The 17,575-nt window shown below is 60.6% G+C and carries 22 protein-coding genes and 1 pseudogene; 9 read left to right on the forward strand and 14 right to left on the reverse strand.

Translation table 11 applies throughout. The features are described 5' to 3' along the window. Positions 1–22 precede the first annotated feature (22 nt). The 3 genes from RWK44_RS01405 to argE are packed head-to-tail and all read right to left on the reverse strand — an operon-like array spanning position 23 to position 2,474. Entirely contained in the window at positions 23–376 is a 354-nt protein-coding gene (locus RWK44_RS01405) for a cupin domain-containing protein (RefSeq protein ID WP_018245974.1), read from the reverse strand. 26 nt (positions 377–402) lie between these two features. After that, on the reverse strand, positions 403–1,326 hold the full coding sequence (locus RWK44_RS01410) for a 2-hydroxyacid dehydrogenase (RefSeq protein ID WP_077977046.1): 924 nt from the start codon (positions 1,324–1,326) through the stop codon (positions 403–405). Between the two features lie 26 nt (positions 1,327–1,352). Further along, complete coding sequence (gene argE, locus RWK44_RS01415; protein ID WP_131662672.1) at positions 1,353–2,474, reverse strand: acetylornithine deacetylase; 1,122 nt, start codon at positions 2,472–2,474, stop codon at positions 1,353–1,355. A gap of 336 nt (positions 2,475–2,810) precedes the next feature. Here argE and RWK44_RS01420 point away from each other — a divergent pair, with 336 nt between their 5' ends. Further along, a complete protein-coding gene (locus RWK44_RS01420; protein ID WP_316028261.1) occupies positions 2,811–3,713 on the forward strand; it encodes a GNAT family N-acetyltransferase in 903 nt (300 codons plus the stop codon). A gap of 31 nt (positions 3,714–3,744) precedes the next feature. Here RWK44_RS01420 and RWK44_RS01425 read toward each other — a convergent pair whose 3' ends face one another. After that, entirely contained in the window at positions 3,745–3,969 is a 225-nt protein-coding gene (locus tag RWK44_RS01425) for a hypothetical protein (protein ID WP_041472584.1), read from the reverse strand. A gap of 290 nt (positions 3,970–4,259) precedes the next feature. Further along, the gene (locus RWK44_RS01430; protein ID WP_168281005.1) at positions 4,260–4,571 is read right to left on the reverse strand and encodes a hypothetical protein; all 312 of its coding nucleotides are present in this window, start codon (positions 4,569–4,571) and stop codon (positions 4,260–4,262) included. A gap of 266 nt (positions 4,572–4,837) precedes the next feature. On the opposite strand from RWK44_RS01430, the gene RWK44_RS01435 reads away from it, so the two are divergent. From RWK44_RS01435 to RWK44_RS01445, 3 genes are read left to right on the forward strand one after another with little or no spacing between them, the layout of a single operon-like run. Further along, a complete protein-coding gene (locus RWK44_RS01435; protein WP_316028262.1) occupies positions 4,838–5,743 on the forward strand; it encodes a LysR family transcriptional regulator in 906 nt (301 codons plus the stop codon). Positions 5,744–5,796: 53 nt separating this feature from the next. Further along, positions 5,797–6,927 (forward strand): HPP family protein, encoded by a 1,131-nt coding sequence (locus RWK44_RS01440; protein ID WP_316028263.1) that lies wholly within the window; start codon positions 5,797–5,799, stop codon positions 6,925–6,927. Positions 6,928–6,962: 35 nt separating this feature from the next. Beyond that, a complete protein-coding gene (locus RWK44_RS01445; RefSeq protein WP_316028264.1) occupies positions 6,963–7,241 on the forward strand; it encodes a DUF6522 family protein in 279 nt (92 codons plus the stop codon). A gap of 56 nt (positions 7,242–7,297) precedes the next feature. On the opposite strand, the gene RWK44_RS01450 is transcribed toward RWK44_RS01445, so the two are convergent. The 3 genes from RWK44_RS01450 to RWK44_RS01460 all read right to left on the reverse strand — a co-directional run bounded on the left by RWK44_RS01450 (position 7,298) and on the right by RWK44_RS01460 (position 9,686). After that, on the reverse strand, positions 7,298–7,534 hold the full coding sequence (locus tag RWK44_RS01450; protein ID WP_131662676.1) for a hypothetical protein: 237 nt from the start codon (positions 7,532–7,534) through the stop codon (positions 7,298–7,300). 53 nt (positions 7,535–7,587) lie between these two features. Next, complete coding sequence (groL, locus tag RWK44_RS01455) at positions 7,588–9,216, reverse strand: chaperonin GroEL (RefSeq protein ID WP_131641317.1); 1,629 nt, start codon at positions 9,214–9,216, stop codon at positions 7,588–7,590. 155 nt (positions 9,217–9,371) lie between these two features. Beyond that, positions 9,372–9,686 carry a co-chaperone GroES gene (locus tag RWK44_RS01460; RefSeq protein WP_027664694.1) on the reverse strand — a complete coding sequence of 105 codons (315 nt, stop codon included), beginning with the start codon at positions 9,684–9,686 and terminating at the stop codon, positions 9,372–9,374. 322 nt (positions 9,687–10,008) lie between these two features. Between RWK44_RS01460 and RWK44_RS01465 the strand changes: the two genes are divergently transcribed. From RWK44_RS01465 to RWK44_RS01480, 4 genes are all read left to right on the forward strand, one after another. Then, positions 10,009–10,299: a hypothetical protein gene (locus RWK44_RS01465; protein ID WP_020047251.1), complete on the forward strand. Its 291-nt coding sequence runs from the start codon at positions 10,009–10,011 to the stop codon at positions 10,297–10,299. Between the two features lie 109 nt (positions 10,300–10,408). Continuing rightward, positions 10,409–10,765 (forward strand): hypothetical protein, encoded by a 357-nt coding sequence (locus tag RWK44_RS01470; RefSeq protein ID WP_168339453.1) that lies wholly within the window; start codon positions 10,409–10,411, stop codon positions 10,763–10,765. 56 nt (positions 10,766–10,821) lie between these two features. After that, on the forward strand, positions 10,822–11,148 hold the full coding sequence (locus RWK44_RS01475) for a DUF2934 domain-containing protein (protein WP_025397142.1): 327 nt from the start codon (positions 10,822–10,824) through the stop codon (positions 11,146–11,148). 5 nt (positions 11,149–11,153) lie between these two features. Next, positions 11,154–11,573, forward strand: a complete 420-nt coding sequence (locus RWK44_RS01480) for an HD domain-containing protein (protein ID WP_077977048.1) — start codon at positions 11,154–11,156, stop codon at positions 11,571–11,573. Between the two features lie 150 nt (positions 11,574–11,723). On the opposite strand, the gene RWK44_RS01485 is transcribed toward RWK44_RS01480, so the two are convergent. From RWK44_RS01485 to RWK44_RS01500, 4 genes and pseudogenes are all read right to left on the reverse strand, one after another. Further along, positions 11,724–11,993 carry a cyclase gene (locus tag RWK44_RS01485; RefSeq protein ID WP_077976859.1) on the reverse strand — a complete coding sequence of 90 codons (270 nt, stop codon included), beginning with the start codon at positions 11,991–11,993 and terminating at the stop codon, positions 11,724–11,726. Positions 11,994–12,037: 44 nt separating this feature from the next. Further along, entirely contained in the window at positions 12,038–12,301 is a 264-nt protein-coding gene (locus RWK44_RS01490; RefSeq protein ID WP_077976860.1) for a hypothetical protein, read from the reverse strand. A gap of 231 nt (positions 12,302–12,532) precedes the next feature. After that, on the reverse strand, positions 12,533–13,132 hold the full coding sequence (locus tag RWK44_RS01495; protein WP_316028329.1) for an RES family NAD+ phosphorylase: 600 nt from the start codon (positions 13,130–13,132) through the stop codon (positions 12,533–12,535). Positions 13,133–13,174: 42 nt separating this feature from the next. Next, a pseudogene (locus RWK44_RS01500) lies at positions 13,175–13,597 on the reverse strand (hypothetical protein); the annotation flags it as partial. A 197-nt stretch (positions 13,598–13,794) separates the two neighbouring features. On the opposite strand from RWK44_RS01500, the gene RWK44_RS01505 reads away from it, so the two are divergent. After that, complete coding sequence (locus tag RWK44_RS01505; RefSeq protein WP_316028265.1) at positions 13,795–14,301, forward strand: HIT family protein; 507 nt, start codon at positions 13,795–13,797, stop codon at positions 14,299–14,301. A gap of 47 nt (positions 14,302–14,348) precedes the next feature. Here the strand turns inward: RWK44_RS01505 and RWK44_RS01510 are convergent, their stop codons facing one another. Together RWK44_RS01510 and RWK44_RS01515 are read right to left on the reverse strand one after the other, a co-directional pair. Then, positions 14,349–16,199: a DUF2264 domain-containing protein gene (locus RWK44_RS01510; RefSeq protein ID WP_316028266.1), complete on the reverse strand. Its 1,851-nt coding sequence runs from the start codon at positions 16,197–16,199 to the stop codon at positions 14,349–14,351. 77 nt (positions 16,200–16,276) lie between these two features. Further along, positions 16,277–17,551 carry an ABC transporter substrate-binding protein gene (locus tag RWK44_RS01515; RefSeq protein ID WP_168280993.1) on the reverse strand — a complete coding sequence of 425 codons (1,275 nt, stop codon included), beginning with the start codon at positions 17,549–17,551 and terminating at the stop codon, positions 16,277–16,279. Positions 17,552–17,575: the final 24 nt, after the last annotated feature.

The following is a 17,575-nucleotide window of genomic DNA, read 5'->3' on the forward strand; positions in this document are numbered from 1 at the left end:
AGTCAAATCTACGGCGTCGGCTTCACGACACGGTGACGTAGATCTTGCGCACCGTCTCGATCGTCTTCCAGACGCCAACGAAGCCCGGCTTCATGACGAAGCTGTCGCCGGCCTTGTAGACCACCGGTTCGCCACCTTCCGGCGTGAGTTCGATCAGGCCGGAAAGGATATGGCAGAACTCGAACGTCTCGCCCTTGATCGAGCGCGTCTCGCCGGGTGTCGCTTCCCACACGCCGCTATGAACCGTCTCGCCGCGGGCGACATCCTGCGCCCAGGTCTTGAAGGCAGGATTGCCCGAGATCAGTCGTTCGGGGAGGGGGCCGGATTCGCGCGGGGCGAAGGATGGGTTGGTGTCGATCGTCTTGAGGAGGGACATGATTTTTGCTTTCCTGGATTGAGAACTCAGTAGCCGCGGTTGCGATCGACCAGGCCGATCGGATCGACGCCCGCCTGGTGCCGTTTGATGTTGCCGATCACCGCCGCCGCGGCGGTTTCAGGCTGGGTGACGCTCGCAATGTGCGGCGTCAGCAGGATCTTCGGATGGTTCCAGAAGGCGTGGTCCGCAGGCAGCGGTTCCGGATCGGTGACGTCGACAACGGCGCCGGAGAGATGCCCGGCGTCGAGCGCGTCGACGAGCGCCTGATGATCGAGATGAGGGCCGCGGCCGACATGGACGAGTGCTGCGCCGGCCGGCAGTCCGGCGAAAAGCTTGGCATTCAGGAAGCCCCGCGTCTCGTCCGTCAGCGGCAGCAGGCAGACCAGAATGTCGGTGGTTGCAAGCAGAATGTCGAGGCCGTCCCGGCCGCTCAGGCATCGGATGCCGTCGATCTCGCGCGGGCTGCGGCTCCATCCCGAAAGCGGAAAGCCGAAGGGTTGCAACCGTTCGAGCACGGCGCTCCCAAGCATGCCGAGGCCGAGCACGCCGATGCGGCGTTCCGAGGCCTGCCTAGAAGCGATTGTCTGCCAGGTCCGGCGCCGCTGCTGGTCGAGATAGGCCGGCAGGTCGCGATGCAGCGCAAGGACGGCCAGCGTCACATATTCCTGCATCATCCTGACGATGCCGTCCTCGACCATGCGAACCACCTTCACCGACGCCGGCACCGCATCGATATGGAACTGGTCGATGCCGGCGCCGATCGAAAACAGGATTTCGAGATTGCGATAGCGCGCGAGATCCTCCGGTACGGTCCAGGTGATCAGGTAGCGCACAGCGTCCGGTTCGACCGACTGGGGATCCATGGAAAAAAGAATGTCGGGCAGTTCGCGCGCGAAGGCTTTGGCGAATATGGCGCCGCGCTTCGCATCCGAATTGAAGAGAAAGGTCATGGCGTCGGCTCCTTGATCCGATGTCATCAGGCGCAGCGGCGGCCAAGCGCCTCGACCATCGCCTGGCAGGCCAGCAGTTCGCCGGCGAGGATGAATTCGTCCGGCTTGTGGGCACGGCCGATGTCGCCCGGTCCGCAGATGATCGCATCGATGCCGGCGCGCTCGAAAAGGCCGGCCTCCGTTCCGTAGCTGACGGCGGCGAGCGGCTCGATGCCGGTCAGTTCGCCGAGCAGCGCCGCAAGCGGCGCATCGGCGGCCAGCGAAAGCGCCGGATAGGCGCTGAGCTCGCGCCACTCTATCTGGAAGCCTCGCCGCGATAGCGCTTCGGCCGCCGCTCGGAGTGGGGCAAGCAACGTGATCGGATCGACGCCGGAAATGGCCCGCGCTTCGAACTCGGCCTCGCAGGTGTCGGGAATGATGTTGACCGCCTGGCCGCCCTTCAGCGTGCCGACCTGAAGGGAGGAGTAGGGCGGTTCGAAGACAGGTTCGAATGGGCCGGAGGCGAGCCGTTCGGCTTCGGCGCGAGCGCAGGCCAGAACATCGGTGATAGCATGGATTGCGTTCAGTCCCTGGTCTGGACGCGAGGAATGGCCGGACCGGCCCTTGACCGTCAGCCGGGCGGCGGCCTTGCCCTTGTGAGCGCGGATTGCCCGCATGCCGCTCGGTTCGCCGATGATCGCGCCAAGCGGAGTTGCACAGAGCTCCGGCAGGCGGGCGATCATGTGCGGCACGCCGCGGCAGCCGGCCTCCTCGTCATAGGAAAAGGCAAGATGGACGGGGCGGCGAAGCGGTGTTTCCGCCAGCGCGGGGACGGCCGCGAGAACCGCGGCCAGGAAGCCCTTCATATCCGTGGCGCCGCGACCGTAGAGGCGGCCCGCTTCGGCGCGCAGGCGGAACGGGTCGCTGGTCCAGCCGCCTTCGGCGGCGGGAACCACGTCCATATGGCCTGAGAGGATATAGCCCGGCGTCTCCTTCGGGCCGATCGTGGCAAAGAGGTTCGACCGGTCGCCCTCCGGACCGGGAAGCTCCGTGACGATAGCGCCGTGTCTTTGCAGATAGTGCCGGATCCATGCGACGATCTCGCCGTTCGGCGTGCCGACGACGGAGGGGAAGCCGACGAGCCTTTCGAGAATTTCAATGGCCTGCATCGGGGACCTCACAAGCATGCCCTGCTTGTCGAGACGGCGGCGATGCCGCCGACGGAAACGACAATTCGGCCCAGCGAGATGTTAGAGGTGTTTGCAACTGGACTGAGGGAGGTGACATTTTCCGGGCTCTCACAGTGAACAGCGACTCCGGCCGCTGGATCTGTCAATGAGTCTAGAGGGAGGCGCAGGCGTTACTTGCCGAAAGCGCATCGGGATTTGGTCGATTGTTGTGTTTGCGCAGGCTTCAGCAGTGAATTGTATCGAACGATCTGTTCTAGTCTTGGCGGAGAAGTTTCCGGGCGCAGACTTGGCCAAAAATGCGGCAGGAGGGCGGGAGTGAGTGAACTGATATCCGAATCCAGGTTCGTCGATAGTTTCGAGACGCATATCGCCGGGATCGACAGCGTTGCCCTCGACCAGTTGCATGCACTGTCGATGACCGTCGCCTGGCCGCATCGTGGCGAAGACTGGCAGTTCCTGCGGGAGTTCGGACAGGGCATCGTGGCGATCGATGAAATCGGCCGTATCCTGGGCTCTGCCATGTGGTTTCCCTATGACGCGCAATTTGCCACGGTCGGTATGGTCATCACCTCGCCGCGTCTTCAAGCCAATGGCGCCGGGCAATGGTTGATGGGACACGCGCTGAATCAGGTCGCCGGCCGGAACCTCGGGCTGAATGCGACGCGCGCAGCGCGCCGTCTTTATCGGTCCCTGAATTTTGTTCGGGAGGCGCTCGTCTTTCAATGCCAAGGCGAAGCGATCTTGCCGCCGGATGTGGCGCCGCCATCCGGCACCGTGATACGGGCCGTCGAGGCTGGTGATCTTGAAGCGATCGCCGAATTGGATTGCGTTGCTTTCGGCACGGATCGCAAACTGCTCCTGGCCCGGCTTCTGGCAAATTCCAAGGGCATCGTGTTGAGCCGCGCCGGTCGGATTGAGGCATTCTCGCTTTGCCGGCGGTTCGGGCGTGGCCATGTCATGGGTCCCGTTGTGGCGCGCAGTGACGCAGACGCGATCGCCGTCGCCCGCCCGCATGCAGCCGAGCACGCAGGAGCGTTCCTGCGCCTCGACACACGCGAGCAGGGCGGAGCCTTTTCCGATTTCCTCTCCCGCTGCGGTCTTCCTGTCTACGATATCGTGACGACCATGTCGCTCGGTGGCCCTTGGCTTCAGGTTGCCGGACGCGCGGTGGCGCCGGAGCCGAAGACCTACGCACTCGTCAGCCAGGCGCTCGGTTGACGCAAGCCTACCTGGGGATCGTTATCGGGTTTTAAGCGCCGGGACAGACCGGTATGTCGGTTAGAGCCTGCCGGCGTTCAACCTCGGGCCGGAACGAACGATATTGCCAGAGACCTTCCGGGCTTTCCCTTCGGTACACGGTCTCGAGCCAGAACACTGTGTCATCGATCGGCAAGACAGGATGCCACGCATACCACTCCGACCAGATTTTTCCTGCCGGGTCGCTCTCCATGATCGCCACTCGCCTCCTCATCATCGGCGTAACTCGAACATTCGTGCGGCACGGGAGCCGCTGCGATCCCGGCGTGTCTCGGAAAATGTTCTACGATGGAGAATAACAGCAAGTGAATATTCTTCAATGGAGATCATTTCCCGTTTTGCGCGAAGTCTTCCTCGTCCCCCGTCGGGAGATGTTTCAGGTTGTAAGATTAGGTTCTGTTGACGATGATTTCGTCGGTGAACGCAACGCCTCGATTGGGCTTCGACACCGGCGATGAGCTGTGGTGTTCAATCACCACCGATCTGTTGCGTGACGGTTTGGATGGCTTAGCTAATCGAACGCAGCCCGAGATAGGCCGCCAGACTGATGGCGGAGAGGGCAATCGTCAGCCTGGGTCTCGCATCGTCGAACATCGCCGCCAGCGAAAGGCCGAGCATCAGAATGACGGATTTGGCCCAAAGATCCTGATCAGAGACGGTGAAAGCGATTGCCGCCAGAAAGACGGCGCTTGCGACGATCGTAACTGGGGCGGATTTCTCGGCGAGATCTCCGCCTGCGAAATACGGCAGGAGAAAACGGCGCATGCTCAAGCCTGAAGCGACGCTCAGAAGAAGACAGGTCAAGACAAGATGCAACATAGGGTCGTCGCCGATCGATCTGCAGATGGCCTTGCGGATGCAAACCTCATGCCAGCCCCAAACCCGCAAATCCCCATCCGACAGAGGCATGTCGCCGCTTGCATGGCTATTTCCTCGGCGTCGCGATCCTTTTTTCGGCAATCGCTTGCTTGTCCGGTCCCCGGCTTGCGTTTTTTCGTCCAATGCCGAAACCGGCTTGAGTTGGCATAATGATTTTTATATAGAGAATTATCTACCGTCTTAATTCCGGAAACGAGATCTTTTCATTGGACCTTTCATCGATCGAGATATTCCTCGCTGTCGCCAGCGACCGCAGCGTGACGAAGGCTGCCAAGGCCGTAGGGCGGGTTCCGTCGAATGTGACGACGCGTATCCAGCAATTGGAGGAGGACCTCGGCGTTTCCCTCTTCAGCCGTGACGGCAAGAAGATGACATTGACGCGGGAGGGTGAGACGTTTCTTGGCTATGCCAACCGGCTTATGACGCTTGCGCTCGAAGCGCGCCAGGCCGTGCGGCCTCTCGCCCCATCGGGGACGTTGCGGGTCGGCACCATGGAGAGCACGGCGGCAAGCAGGCTGCCGGCGGCGCTAACGCAATTCAATCAGATGTGGCCTGATGTGTCGCTTCATCTGACGATGGGGGCGTCCCGCGATCTGACCCGCGACGTTCTCTCCGATGTCCTGGATTGTGCGCTGATTGCCCGCCCGCCGAAGACGATGCGGGAGGAAGACTCGAGCTTCGATGCCGAACTCAAGGCACTGGAAATGGAGCCGGTCTTCGTCGAGGACCTGTTGATCGTGTTGCCATCCGGGCATCCCTCCATCAAATCCGCCGCAGACCTGCGTGTCGGATCGCTCGCCGCTCTCGAGCCCGGCTGCACCTATCGCAGGATCGCCGAAAACTGGGCGCGCAAATCGAGCGCCCTGCCGACGAGCGAGCTCGGCTCCTACCACGCGATCCTGGCGAGCGTTGCGACCGGCAACACGGCGGGTGTCATGCCGCGATCCGTCCTTGATCTCATGCACTGGCCGACGCCTGTCCAGACCCATCAGCTAGGCCCTGTCGAGACGCTGCTCGTCTACCGCAGGAATGATTGTCCCAGCGCGTTCAACGCATTCCACGAAGTCCTCAGCGCGACAAAGGGCAGAGATGTCAGGCTGGCGACAAACTAGCTCTCACATTTCCCGTTCGCCCTCCACCTAATCCTCGCTTAATTGGTCTTGTCATGCAGTATCCCGTTTCCCCGAAGGTGGGACCGAGCCGCTTCCGCCGCTTCCGTTTGTTTTCACCTATTCTGGCCGGTGCGACCTTACGAGAGCGATTGATTGCATGTATCGGCGCTTTGCTGGCCATTGGTTTCACCGGCGTCATTAGCGGCTATCTGTTCGGGCAGGGGCCGCATCTTCCCTTGATCGTCGCGCCGATGGGGGCGTCCGCGGTGCTTCTTTTCGCGGTGCCGGCAAGCCCGCTGGCGCAGCCATGGTCGATCATCGGCGGCAATACCATTTCCGCTCTGATGGGAATCATTGCCGCCTATTTCATTCGCGATCCGATCATCGCGACCGGCGTCGGCGTTTCGCTTGCCATCGGCGCGATGTCCTTCACGCGCTGCCTTCATCCACCCGGCGGAGCCGCCGCACTGACCGCCGTGCTCGGCGGCCCTGTCGTTGCCGGCTGGGGGCTCCTCTTTCCCTTCGTGCCCGTCGCTTTGAACTCCTGCATTCTCGTCGGCCTTGGCCTGCTGTTCCACAAGGTGTCCAGGCGGAATTATCCGCATGTCGTTCCGAAAGCGGCAGAGAACACCCATCAGACGATCGACCTGCCATCCATGGTGCGGGTGGGTTTTCGCGAGGAGGATGTCGATGCGGCCCTCGAAGCGCTTGACGAAACCTTCGATATCGACCGGGCAGACCTTAGCCGGCTGCTGCAACAGGTCGAGCTGCAAGCGGCCATCCGCTCAAACGGCAAGATCACCTGTGCCGATATCATGTCGCGCGACGTGATCGCCATTGGCGAAGCCTCGGAACCGGATGCCGCACGGCATCTTCTCTTGAAGCATAATATCCGCACCTTGCCGGTGAAGGACCCAGAGGGCCGCCTCGTCGGCACCGTCGGCTTGCGGGAATTGTCCATGAGCACCGAGACAATCGCGCATGCGATCGCGAGACCGGCGGTAGCGAGGCCCTCGGACCCCGCTCTGTCGCTATTGCCGGTTCTGACGGACGGGCGCACGCATGCCGTCATCATTGTCGATGACGATTACCGGATCCTCGGCCTGATATCGCAGACGGATCTGCTGAGCGCAGTGGCGCAGCTACTGCCAAAGGAAGACAATGAGATCCCGGCGGTGGCCTGAGTGGTCGGCGTGGAACGTAGCTGGAGAAAAAGTCGGTGCTGATCGAGCGCGATGCAAATGGCGATTTCATCCTGGAATCATCGGAATTGGCGGAGCGGTTCGGGCTGTCGCTTGCCGATCTTCGCCGCCACATGCGCCATGGTTCCGTCGTCAGTTCCGTGGAAATCGGGACAGCTGAACACGAGGGGACGAAACGGGTGTCGCTTCGGCTCGGCAACAGGCTTTGGCAAGCCGTTTTGAACGATGAAAATGAAGTGCAGCAGGAGCAGATAACCGTTCTTCGGGGTAAATCCTCCGGACGGCGCCCACGCTGACACCATCATTATGTGTGGTCCCGCGCGGTACTTATGACGCGCAGGCGCGGCATTCCCTACCGCTCGCTCGTTTCGAAGAGGCCGCGGGCCGCCTCGACCATCGACTGCAGGTGATTGGCGTCGCGCACACCCTGCCGGTAGAGTTCGATGACGATGCTCGCCATTCGTTCGGCTTCGTCGCTGTCCTTTGCCACCTGGTAATCGGATCTGATCTTGTCGAAGACCTGCTGGCAGATTTCGAGATCGCGGGAGTCCAGCGGTACCTGCGATCGAGTTTTGATCGTTTGAACCATCTCTATTCCCTCCGAAAGGGCCCGCCGGCCAAGCCGGCGGGCCGGTAGCGGTCTTAGAAGTCCATGCCGTGGCCGGCGGGCAATGGCGGCGGCGCGTCCTTCTTGGGTTTCTCGGCGATCATGGCCTCCGTCGTGACCAGAAGACCGGCGATGGAGGACGCATCCTGCAGCGCGGTGCGCACCACCTTGGCCGGATCGATAACGCCCTGGGCATAGAGGTCGCCATATTCGCCCGTCTGAGCGTTCCAGCCGTAGGAGAACTCGGTCTTCTCGCGCAGCTTGCCGACGATGATCGAGCCTTCCGCTCCGGCATTTTCGGCGATCTGGCGAGCCGGGGCCTCGACCGCGCGGCGGACGATCTCCACACCGACGCGCTGGTCCTGGTTGGCCGTGTTGAGATTGTCGAGCGCCTTGACGGCGCGCAGCAGCGCCACGCCGCCGCCAGGCAGGATGCCTTCCTCCACCGCCGCGCGGGTTGCATGAAGCGCGTCGTCGACGCGGTCCTTCTTCTCCTTCACTTCGACTTCCGTCGAGCCGCCGACGCGGATGACGGCAACGCCGCCGGCGAGCTTTGCAAGGCGTTCCTGCAGCTTCTCGCGGTCGTAGTCGGACGTGGTTTCCTCGATCTGGGCGCGGATCTGGGCAATACGGCCTTCGATGTCGGACTTGGCGCCTGCCCCATCGACGATCGTGGTGTTTTCCTTCTCGATCGACACCTTCTTGGCACGGCCGAGCATGTCGAGCGTGACGGATTCGAGCTTGATGCCGAGATCTTCGGAGATCACGGTGCCGGCGGTCAGGATGGCGATGTCTTCCAGCATGGCCTTGCGGCGGTCGCCGAAGCCAGGCGCCTTGACGGCGGCGATCTTCAGGCCGCCGCGCAGCTTGTTGACGACGAGCGTCGCAAGCGCCTCGCCTTCGACGTCTTCAGCGATGATGAGCAACGGCTTGCTGGATTGGACGACGGCTTCGAGAACCGGCAGCATCGACTGCAGGTTGGAGAGCTTCTTCTCGTGGATGAGGATATAGGGGTCTTCGAACTCGACCCGCATCTTGTCGGCATTGGTCACGAAGTAGGGGCTGAGATAGCCGCGGTCGAACTGCATGCCTTCGACGACTTCGAGTTCGGTTTCGGCGGTCTTGGCCTCTTCGACCGTGATGACGCCATCATTGCCGACCCTTTCCATGGCTTCCGCCAAAAAGCGTCCGATTTCGGCATCGCCATTGGCAGAGATCGTGCCGACCTGGGCGATTTCGGAATTGTTGGAGATCTTGCGGGCGTTGGCCTTCAGTTCCGCGACGATGGCGCCGACCGCAAGATCGATGCCGCGTTTCAGGTCCATCGGGTTCATGCCCGAAGTAACGGCCTTGGCGCCCTCCTTGACGATTGCCTGGGCCAGCACCGTTGCAGTCGTGGTGCCGTCGCCGGCGATGTCGCTGGTCTTCGAGGCGACTTCGCGGACCATCTGTGCGCCCATGTTTTCGAACTTGTCTTCGAGTTCGATTTCCTTGGCGACCGAAACGCCGTCCTTGGTCATGCGCGGTGCGCCGAAAGACCTTTCGATCACGACGTTGCGGCCTTTCGGGCCGAGGGTCGCCTTCACGGCGTTGGCCAGGATGTCGACGCCACGCAGCATCTTCTCACGGGCTTCGGTGCTGAATTTGATTTCTTTAGCAGCCATTGTCCTCACTCCTTCATAGGCAGCCAGAGCAATTCCTGGAAAAGTGCGACGTGGTTTTCCGTTTGGAATTGCGTCAGAAATAAAAGGTTGGAGCGGTTCTGCGTTTCCATGAAAAGCCGATGCGCTCCTGCATCGACGGATGCCCCGCAGGAATCTCAGGCGGCCTGCTTCTTTTCGCCCCGGGTTTCGATAATCCCCATCACGTCGCTTTCCTTCATGATCAGCAGATCTTCGCCATTGATCTTGATCTCGGTGCCGGACCATTTGCCGAACAGGATGCGATCGCCGGGCTTGACGTCGAGAGCCTGAATCTGTCCGGCGTCGTTGCGTGCGCCGGGGCCGACGGCGATAACCTCGCCTTCCTGCGGCTTCTCCTTGGCGGTGTCGGGAATGATGATGCCGCCCTTGGTCTTTTCCTCTGAATCGACCCGGCGGACGAGAATACGGTCATGAAGCGGTCGAAACGACATGTCTTCCTCCATCGATGAACAATGATGACGTTGTTCCCGTGGCCGGACCGGATAACCAATCCGGGCGGGTGCAGGTTCGCGCGCGCCTTGCGCGAATGATCTGGTTCGAGGGTTCAGCAATTTCAAGAGGCGACGAAAGAAAAATTAGCACTCTCCGCCGAAGACTGCTAACGCCCAACAGGGAACAGACAATCGGCTCCTGCGTTCGAATAAAAGGGCGAACGGCATTGAGGCTTGAATTCGTATTTCGGCATTCCTAGTTCTTTGGTGGCCGAGGCTTGATGAGCTCGGTCACCGTCCCACGTCTTTAGGAGTGAGTGACATGGAAGAGAACACCAAACTAATCAAAGACCTCAGTATCGAGGAACGCGAGGAAATCCTCGTCGATATCGCTCGTACGCTGGAGGACACGGCGCGTGAGGCCTTTGTCGAAGGCAATACGCAATTTGCGGCAATCTCCAACAACATGGCTGAAGCGATCCGCGTCAACGCCGATGAGCTCGCCCGTGATGATCCGGAAAATGCCGAGCTCGTATTGCAGCAGGCAACGGCGATGATCTCGCAATTCGAAGCCGTGCACCCCTATCGGATGGTGAGCATGGCCGTCCATTGATCGCCGGATGCGTGGCTCCGCCTCGATCCCCCGCTCAAATCAATCGCCACCCACGCGGAACTCTCACTGCTTGCGAAGGTTATTGGATCACAACATCGAAAGGTGATCCATGATGACTTTCAGATCCAACGTGCCGCCAGAGAGCGGCACCGACGATGCGCGGTCCGCCGATACCGAACGGGCCGAAACCGATCGCAAAAGGGCATTGGAGACCGCCCGGCGCAATGTGAGTTCGGTATTAAGTCGCGATAGCGGCACCGAAACCCCAAGCCTGAAGCTTGCGAAAAAATATCTCAGTCTCGGCGGCCACCGCCGGTCGATGATCGATGACAATATCACCGATGTTCGCCACTGGGACAAGGATCCGCCGGAGGCCGAACGGTTCTGGAAGGAACGGGTGGAGACGCTTCCAAAGGATCAACGCAAGCAGGTGGAGGATTTTCTTCCAACCATCAACACGCCCTGAAAAGGGCGGCCGAGCCGCTCTTCGGGCGGCTCGTTCCAATGCGCTTGGAGGCGATCATGGCTATAGACAAGCACGAGCAAATCCGTCGCCGTGCCTACGAAATCTGGGAGGCCGAGGGCCGCCCGGATGGCGCTGACCAGCGCCATTGGCTTCAAGCCTGCGACGAACTTGCCGGCGAGGATGAGCATGAGACGCTGCAGAACCTGCTCGATGAAGACGACAGGGATGATGCGGCATTGCTTCAAGGGGCGGGCGAGAGCGGCGATTTCGATCGGCCAAGAACGTGGCCTGTTGAGGCCGCCAAGGCTCCCGTGCCTGACATCGAGATGACGACGGGCGAAAAGCCTTCCTGGCGGAAGATCAGGAAGACCGAAGGGCCGTGATCGCCATGCAGCATCTCGACCATGCCATCCAGATCGCTCTTACGGCCCACGAAGGCCAGGCGGACAAGACCGGCCGGCCGTTCTTCGAGCACTGCCAGCGAGTAGCGCTTCTCGTTTCCGGTGAGGAGACGCGAACGGTCGCCTACCTTCATGACGTCGTCGAGAAGGGCAGCGGCTGGACGCTCGACAGGCTGCGGGAAGAAGGGTTTCCGCCGGCGATCATCTCCGCGGTGAATGCTCTGACACGGCGGCCGGACGAGCCGGATGACGATTTCGTCAGACGTGCGGCATCAAACGCGCTGGCCTTGCCCGTCAAACGGGCCGATCTCGAAGATAATCTCCGACAGGCCGAACAAGCTGGCAAGAAAACGGAAAAATACCAGCGCGGCCTGGATCTCTTGCGCGACATCAGGAACGGACAATAGGACCGCGGACGAATTTGCGCAGTTCGCCTGCAACTGCCACCAAAGGTCGGCAATCGGCGCAAGGGCGCACTCCTCGGCTTCCATGTCACGTGCAGAGCGCGACCGCAACCTGGCCTCCGCTTGCAGCGGCGGAGGCCGTTTGGCGGCATTTCATGCTTTGTTGGCAAACCACACCGTCGGCGCGCCGAGCACGCCTCCCGTGCGCATCGCCGTCTTCAGCTCGTCCAGCTTGCTAAATGCCTGCGCCGCTTCAAGCGTGGCAAACTCGTGGGTGACGGTAATATCGTTCGGATTGTCGTTGGCGCGATAAACGGCTTGCGCCGTTACCCCATTGACCTTCTGCACCGGCGAAAAGCCATCATATATCTTGCGCCAGGCGGCATAATCGGAGACCTCGTGCCTTACGAATAATGTCGTCATATCATCCTCCCGCGTTGCATTTCCAAGTCTCGTCGAGATGTGTGTTACGATTGAACGAGGAACGTCATGGTCTCGGGCAAGACGCCGTCACTCGCCATCGCATCGGCCGCTGCCTTGGTCTGCATGAAGGCCATCAACTTTTCCATGTCTGCAACGTCCATGACCAAGCCGACGCGGTTGGAGTTTTGAGGGTCTGTAAACGTGCGAATGTTCGTGACGCCAACGGGTTCCAATACCTGCTTGCGGATCGGTGAGGCGAGCCAGTGTTTCGTGTCTTTGACGTCGTGGTAGATCATTATGGTAGGCATTGCGTCCTCCTCTCAAGATCTCGGAAACTGAAAGCTGAGTATGCTGCTGCGCTTTGCCGGATTTCATTACAGCAATGTTGCGAAGAGTGGGTTTTTCTTATTCATTAGTTGAGGGTGTAAATATAATTATCGAGTAATTCGAAAATATTATGCGGCGGCGGCGTTGGGCGCGCATTGGCTTTTCGAGAATAGCTTTGGTGACGGTTCCGAAGTCAGCGAGCGTCATTGGTGCTAAGATATGATCGTGATGCCCGCACGGCGCCCATAGTCCCGCAGTTCGAGAAGGAGATCGGCGTCCGCACCGGCGTCAATGGATTGAACGACGTCGAGCCGGTCCTCTGCCAGGCGATCCTCGAACAGGATGATGCATTGCTCGGGGTCGCACTGGCGGGACGTCCAGATCAACCCGTCGACGTCGGCGCGCGTCCGATGAATGGCTTCGGCCCACAGGACGGTCTCGCCATATGTCGTCTTCGGCGTTTCGATGAGATCCGTTCGATTGAGTTTCCAGGTTTTCAAATCGGGTGCGAAAAGGCTTGCCAACCGTAGATCACGCTTTGGCGCGATGACGCTCACCGTCCGCGCTTCGACGACGGCAAGCCGGACGGTCTTGAAAGCGGCGGCCGGTTCGATGTCGTGAAAGATCGACTCGAAGGCGGCCGCCTCTCTGCTCGTTGCCGCATAGAGCGTCGCGACACAATTGCCGTGCGCGTCGTTGAACGGTGCAAAGCGCGTCGGCTGTCCCTTGCAGGGATTGAATTGCCCTGCCCGGAACGAAGACAGATGGGTCCGATGAAGCGCCGTACCCGCCTTGATCGTCCGGATGTTGATCGTTTGGAAAAGGAGATGGCGGGCATGGCAGAGGAGGGTGGCTCACCCAATGACCTCTTGCCGTTCACGGGCCGCGGCAGCAGCCACCGCGTCGATATCGTCAAGCGCATCCATGGGCGCCTTGTCGTCCAGCCAGCCGTTCGTTGAAACGAACCAGAATGCGCGCTGCCATGGAGACAGGTTTTCCGGAAGCGCCACAAGCGCCTTCTTGATCGCAGGATGCGGCCGTCCGTCCCGGAGCTGAAACGCCGGAAAATATTCGGTGCCGCGATGATGTACTGAGAAAATGTCGCCGGCTTTCTTCCAGCGCGCCGCAGTCGCGTAGAGGTTTCTCGCGCTTGAGCCGGCGCGGTTTCCGATCTCCGCGCTGGTGAGCTGCGGCACCTCAGCGATGAAGCGATCCCTGAGCTCCAGATTGTCCGCTGCGAGCACGCCGCGCGCCTCGCCAAGCTCATCAGGCACCACGTGAGATTGGTGATAAGCATCACAATATCACCTAAATCATGCAAAGTCGATTGCAATGGGGAGTGTCAGGACCATCACCTCGCATATGCGCCAGTGGACAGATTTGATGGCAGGATCGATTTGACTTCCCAATATCGGTTGTCGCACCAATTTGACGATCGGATACGCCTCGGCGCGTGAGACGACAGAGGTTTAGAATGATCGAACGCCAACCATTTGATCTCAAGGCCTATGTGCACGACATCGGAACAAGGCCATGCTTTATCTGTGGCTTGGTCAGGAATGACCCTGACTTCTTTCATCATCGCGTTTTTGAAGACGACGAGACGATCATTTTCCTGAGCAAATACCCCACTCTACCGGGCTATTGCCTCGTCTGTCCGAAGGAGCACCGGGAGGATCTGGCGCGGGACATGTCGACAGATGAATATCTTCGACTACAGGAGAAGGTGCATGTCTTGTCGCGCGCCCTCAAAAGCCTGTTGGACGCCGAGCGAATTTATGTGCTTTCGCTCGGCAGCCAACAAGCCAACAGCCACCTACATTTTCATGTCGTTCTCTTGCCCTCAGGTGTGCCGCTCGAAAAGCAGCAATACCATGCACTGATGGCGGAGTACGGGGTTTTACAGATACCCGACGATCAAATGGCACAGCTGGCGCAGCGCATTGGTGAAGCATACCGTTCAGAGTTGACCGCACGATAATCAACCGTCTGGCCGGCGGTCGAAACCCGGAAGCCAGTGCCTCCAAGCTACGTCCCGAGGGCGAATGCCGGCACGCGTACGCCTTTTTCGCGAAAGAACCGCTCCACCTCGTCGAGGCGAGGACAGGCCGGCGGGTTGTCGAGCGCCTTTGCCCAGTTTTCACGGCGGGGCAGGGCCATCGCGGCGGTCACCAGCACGGTGGTTCCGGGGCCGCTTTCGCCGCGCAGCTGCGGCAGCAGGGTCTTGGCGTGGATGAGATTTGTGTTTGGTATCGGGCTCATCGCATGGCCGGCCCTTCGATTTGGCGATAGATCGACGATCGCGCTGATATCAGTCTGTCCGTACCAGACGGACCGACCATCGCTTACATCGGAGCGATCGGCATTGAAATCCGCGCGTTCGATCGCAAAGCCGCCCTCGATGGTGCCAAGGGTGCGCGGCGTGGCGATGCGGTGGATGCGAATGTGCCACGGGTTTTCGGGAAGCAGCCAGGATTCGATGGTGACATCGCTCCAGGGGCGCCAGCGCGAATAGAGCAGGTCGCCAGCGATCAACGCCTCTTCGAGAGATTCCCGCATCCGGAAATGGACGCCGTCATCGGAGAGGCCGAGCATGCCGTCGAAGCTCGCGGCGGAGAAATTCCGGTCGTCGGCTTCGATGTTGAAGGCGTAGCGCGTGGAGTAGACGAATTTCGAATATTTCTCGTTTGCGCCGAGCATCTTGTCGTGCTGCTGCCCTGAGGAGAGTACGACCACGTTTCCCGGCGTGTGCATGGCGACCATTCCCGCCGGCTTCAACGCAACCGGCTCCGGAAATTCCGGCTGCGGTGCCTCCTCGGCCGCCCAGAACGGATGATCCCCCGGAAGGGCGAGCGGCAGGAAGAATTTCAGCGCCCAATAGGGCGAGCCGGGAGAGTTGTAGCTCTCGCTCATGAAGAGGTTCGGATAGCCGTAGCCGACCGAAAGAACGCCGTCGCGATCGGCAATCGGCATCGCCGACCACCAGCGGATATGGCGCATGTAATAGCCCTTGATCTCCGCCCAGGGCAGGGCTTCGACGCCGGCAAAGGCAAGCGCGCCCCAGAAACCTCCCGCCGCGAAACGGTAGGTCTGACTGCGGCCGAAGGCAAGGGCTGCGCCATCGGGGCCGAACCAGTGGCGGATATCGCCGGCAAAGGTCTGGGCACGATCGCGGAAGAGATCCTTGCGCGCCTCGTCGCCCTTGGCCAGCACCGCATAGATCAGGCCGTAGAAATGCATGGCGAAGGGAATGTAATGATCGACCCGCCGAACCGGCCCGTCGCGATACCAGCCTTCCCCGAGGTCGAAGGCCTCCAATTCGTCGAGATAGGCAAGGGTTTTCCGGTGATCGAACGCCACGCTCACGCGTTCCAGTCCGAGATCGATGAGCACACGGAAGAACTTCCAGTTGTTGTCGATGAATTCCAGCTCGCGCGCGCTGACGAGATAGGCGGCGACCGTCTTCTTCTCGCTATCGTCAAGCGGTTCCCAGATGTGCTCGGGCACCAGCGCCAGGGCGAAGCCGACGGCGGCGAGTTCGACCAGCCGTTGATTGCGGTCGGCAAGATCGCCCCAATATTCGGGATGAGCGGGATTGGTCCCGTTTGCCAGCCCGCGGCGATAGAGATCCCAATGTGAAAATGCGCCGCCGCCCGCAACGAGCGGAACGATCCCCCAGAGCGGCCGCGCAAATCCCTCCAGATCCGCTGCCGCCCGATCGAAGATCGCGCCGGTCGCGCCGAGGCGCACACGGGCGCCGCCTTCGGAAAAATACGGCAGCAGCGGCTCGAAGAGATCGATGACGGCCCTGGCGAGGTCGTCGCGTGTCTTCAGGGGGTTGCCGAAAAGCGGATTGGCCCGGGCGGGATCATATATCATTGTCAGGCTCGAAATTCATGAAAAACAGGATCGGCCGCGGGCAGACATTGCCCGCGGCCGTCGATATTTCTGGACGCTTACTTGATGGCCTTCACGCCTTCGGTCATTTCCTTCAGCCCGTCATCGACGGAGGTGCTGTCGGTCATGATCGCGTCATGCGCGCGATTGAGCACGACCTCGATCTTGGCGGCGTTCGGGTTGACTGCCATCTCCAGGTAGGTTTTCGACGGCTTCAGCGCCTCCTTGCTGGCCGCATCCTCAGGAAAACCGGGTGTTGCCGCGATCTTGGCGCTGACATCATCCGTCTTGAGCGCAGGGAAAGTGCCCGTCGACGCGATGACTGCTGCGCCCTCAGGACCGGTGACGAACTTGATGAAATCGAGAGCGGCATCCTTGTGAACGGAGTTGGCGTTGACCGCCAGGCCCGAGATCTGCGCAGCGGTCGTGCCGGTTGCCACACCGTCGGGATGCGGGAACTTGACGATGCCCCAGTTCTTGCTCTTCGATTCACCCGATTTCACCTTGGTGATCTGGGTGCCGACGAACCAGGTTCCCATCGGCAACATGCCGATCGTGCCATTAAAGAAGAGCGCCGAATAATGCGTGTTCGACGTCTTCAGGAAAGCATAGGAGGGAATCGCGCCATCCTTCTGCAGGGTCAGCGCCCGCTCGTACCAGGGCTTCAGGAAGCCGTAGTCGCCGTCGACCAGCGTGTGTTTTCCATCGAGGATGCCGGGCAGCTGAACGGTCGACCGCCAGGTGTGCAGAAGCGCGCCGTAGGTCTTGTTGGTGCCCATGCCGCCCGAAAGCTTCTCGGCGGTCTCGTCGAACTGCGCCCAGGTCATGTCATTGGTGGGGTAGGGGACGCCTGCCTTGTCGAATATATCCTTGTTGTAATAGACGACCCAGAAATCGGAGCGGAACGGCAGGGAGTAGATCTTGCCGTCGATGGTCAGTTCCTCGATCAGGCCGCCGTAGGGAGCCGGGTCGATCTTCTGCTCGGTCACGAAGCCGCTGAGATCGGCGATGTTGCCGGCGCGCACCAGATTGGCGTAGCCCGGCACATCCTTGACGGTGACGATGTCGATGTCCTTGGAGCCGCCGGTCAGCTGGGTCGAGATCATCTGCTGGTAGTCTTGCGAGCCGAGATCCATCGGCTCGAACTTCACGTTTGGGTGCTTGGCCTGATAGGCCTCGATCAGCGGCTTGTAATAGGCGGTCTTGTCCCAGTCCCACAAAGCCCATTTGAGCGTCACGGCGTCCTGGGCAAGCGCTGCCCCGGCCGTCATCGCCGCCAAGGTGAACCCCGCCACGGCAAGTTTCACCGTCCCCCCGAATTTATCCAAATACATTCCCGTTCTCCTTCCCTGGATCAT

Source organism: Rhizobium sp. 25PS6, from assembly GCF_032464655.1.
Taxonomy (GTDB): Bacteria; Pseudomonadota; Alphaproteobacteria; order Rhizobiales; family Rhizobiaceae; genus Rhizobium; species Rhizobium laguerreae.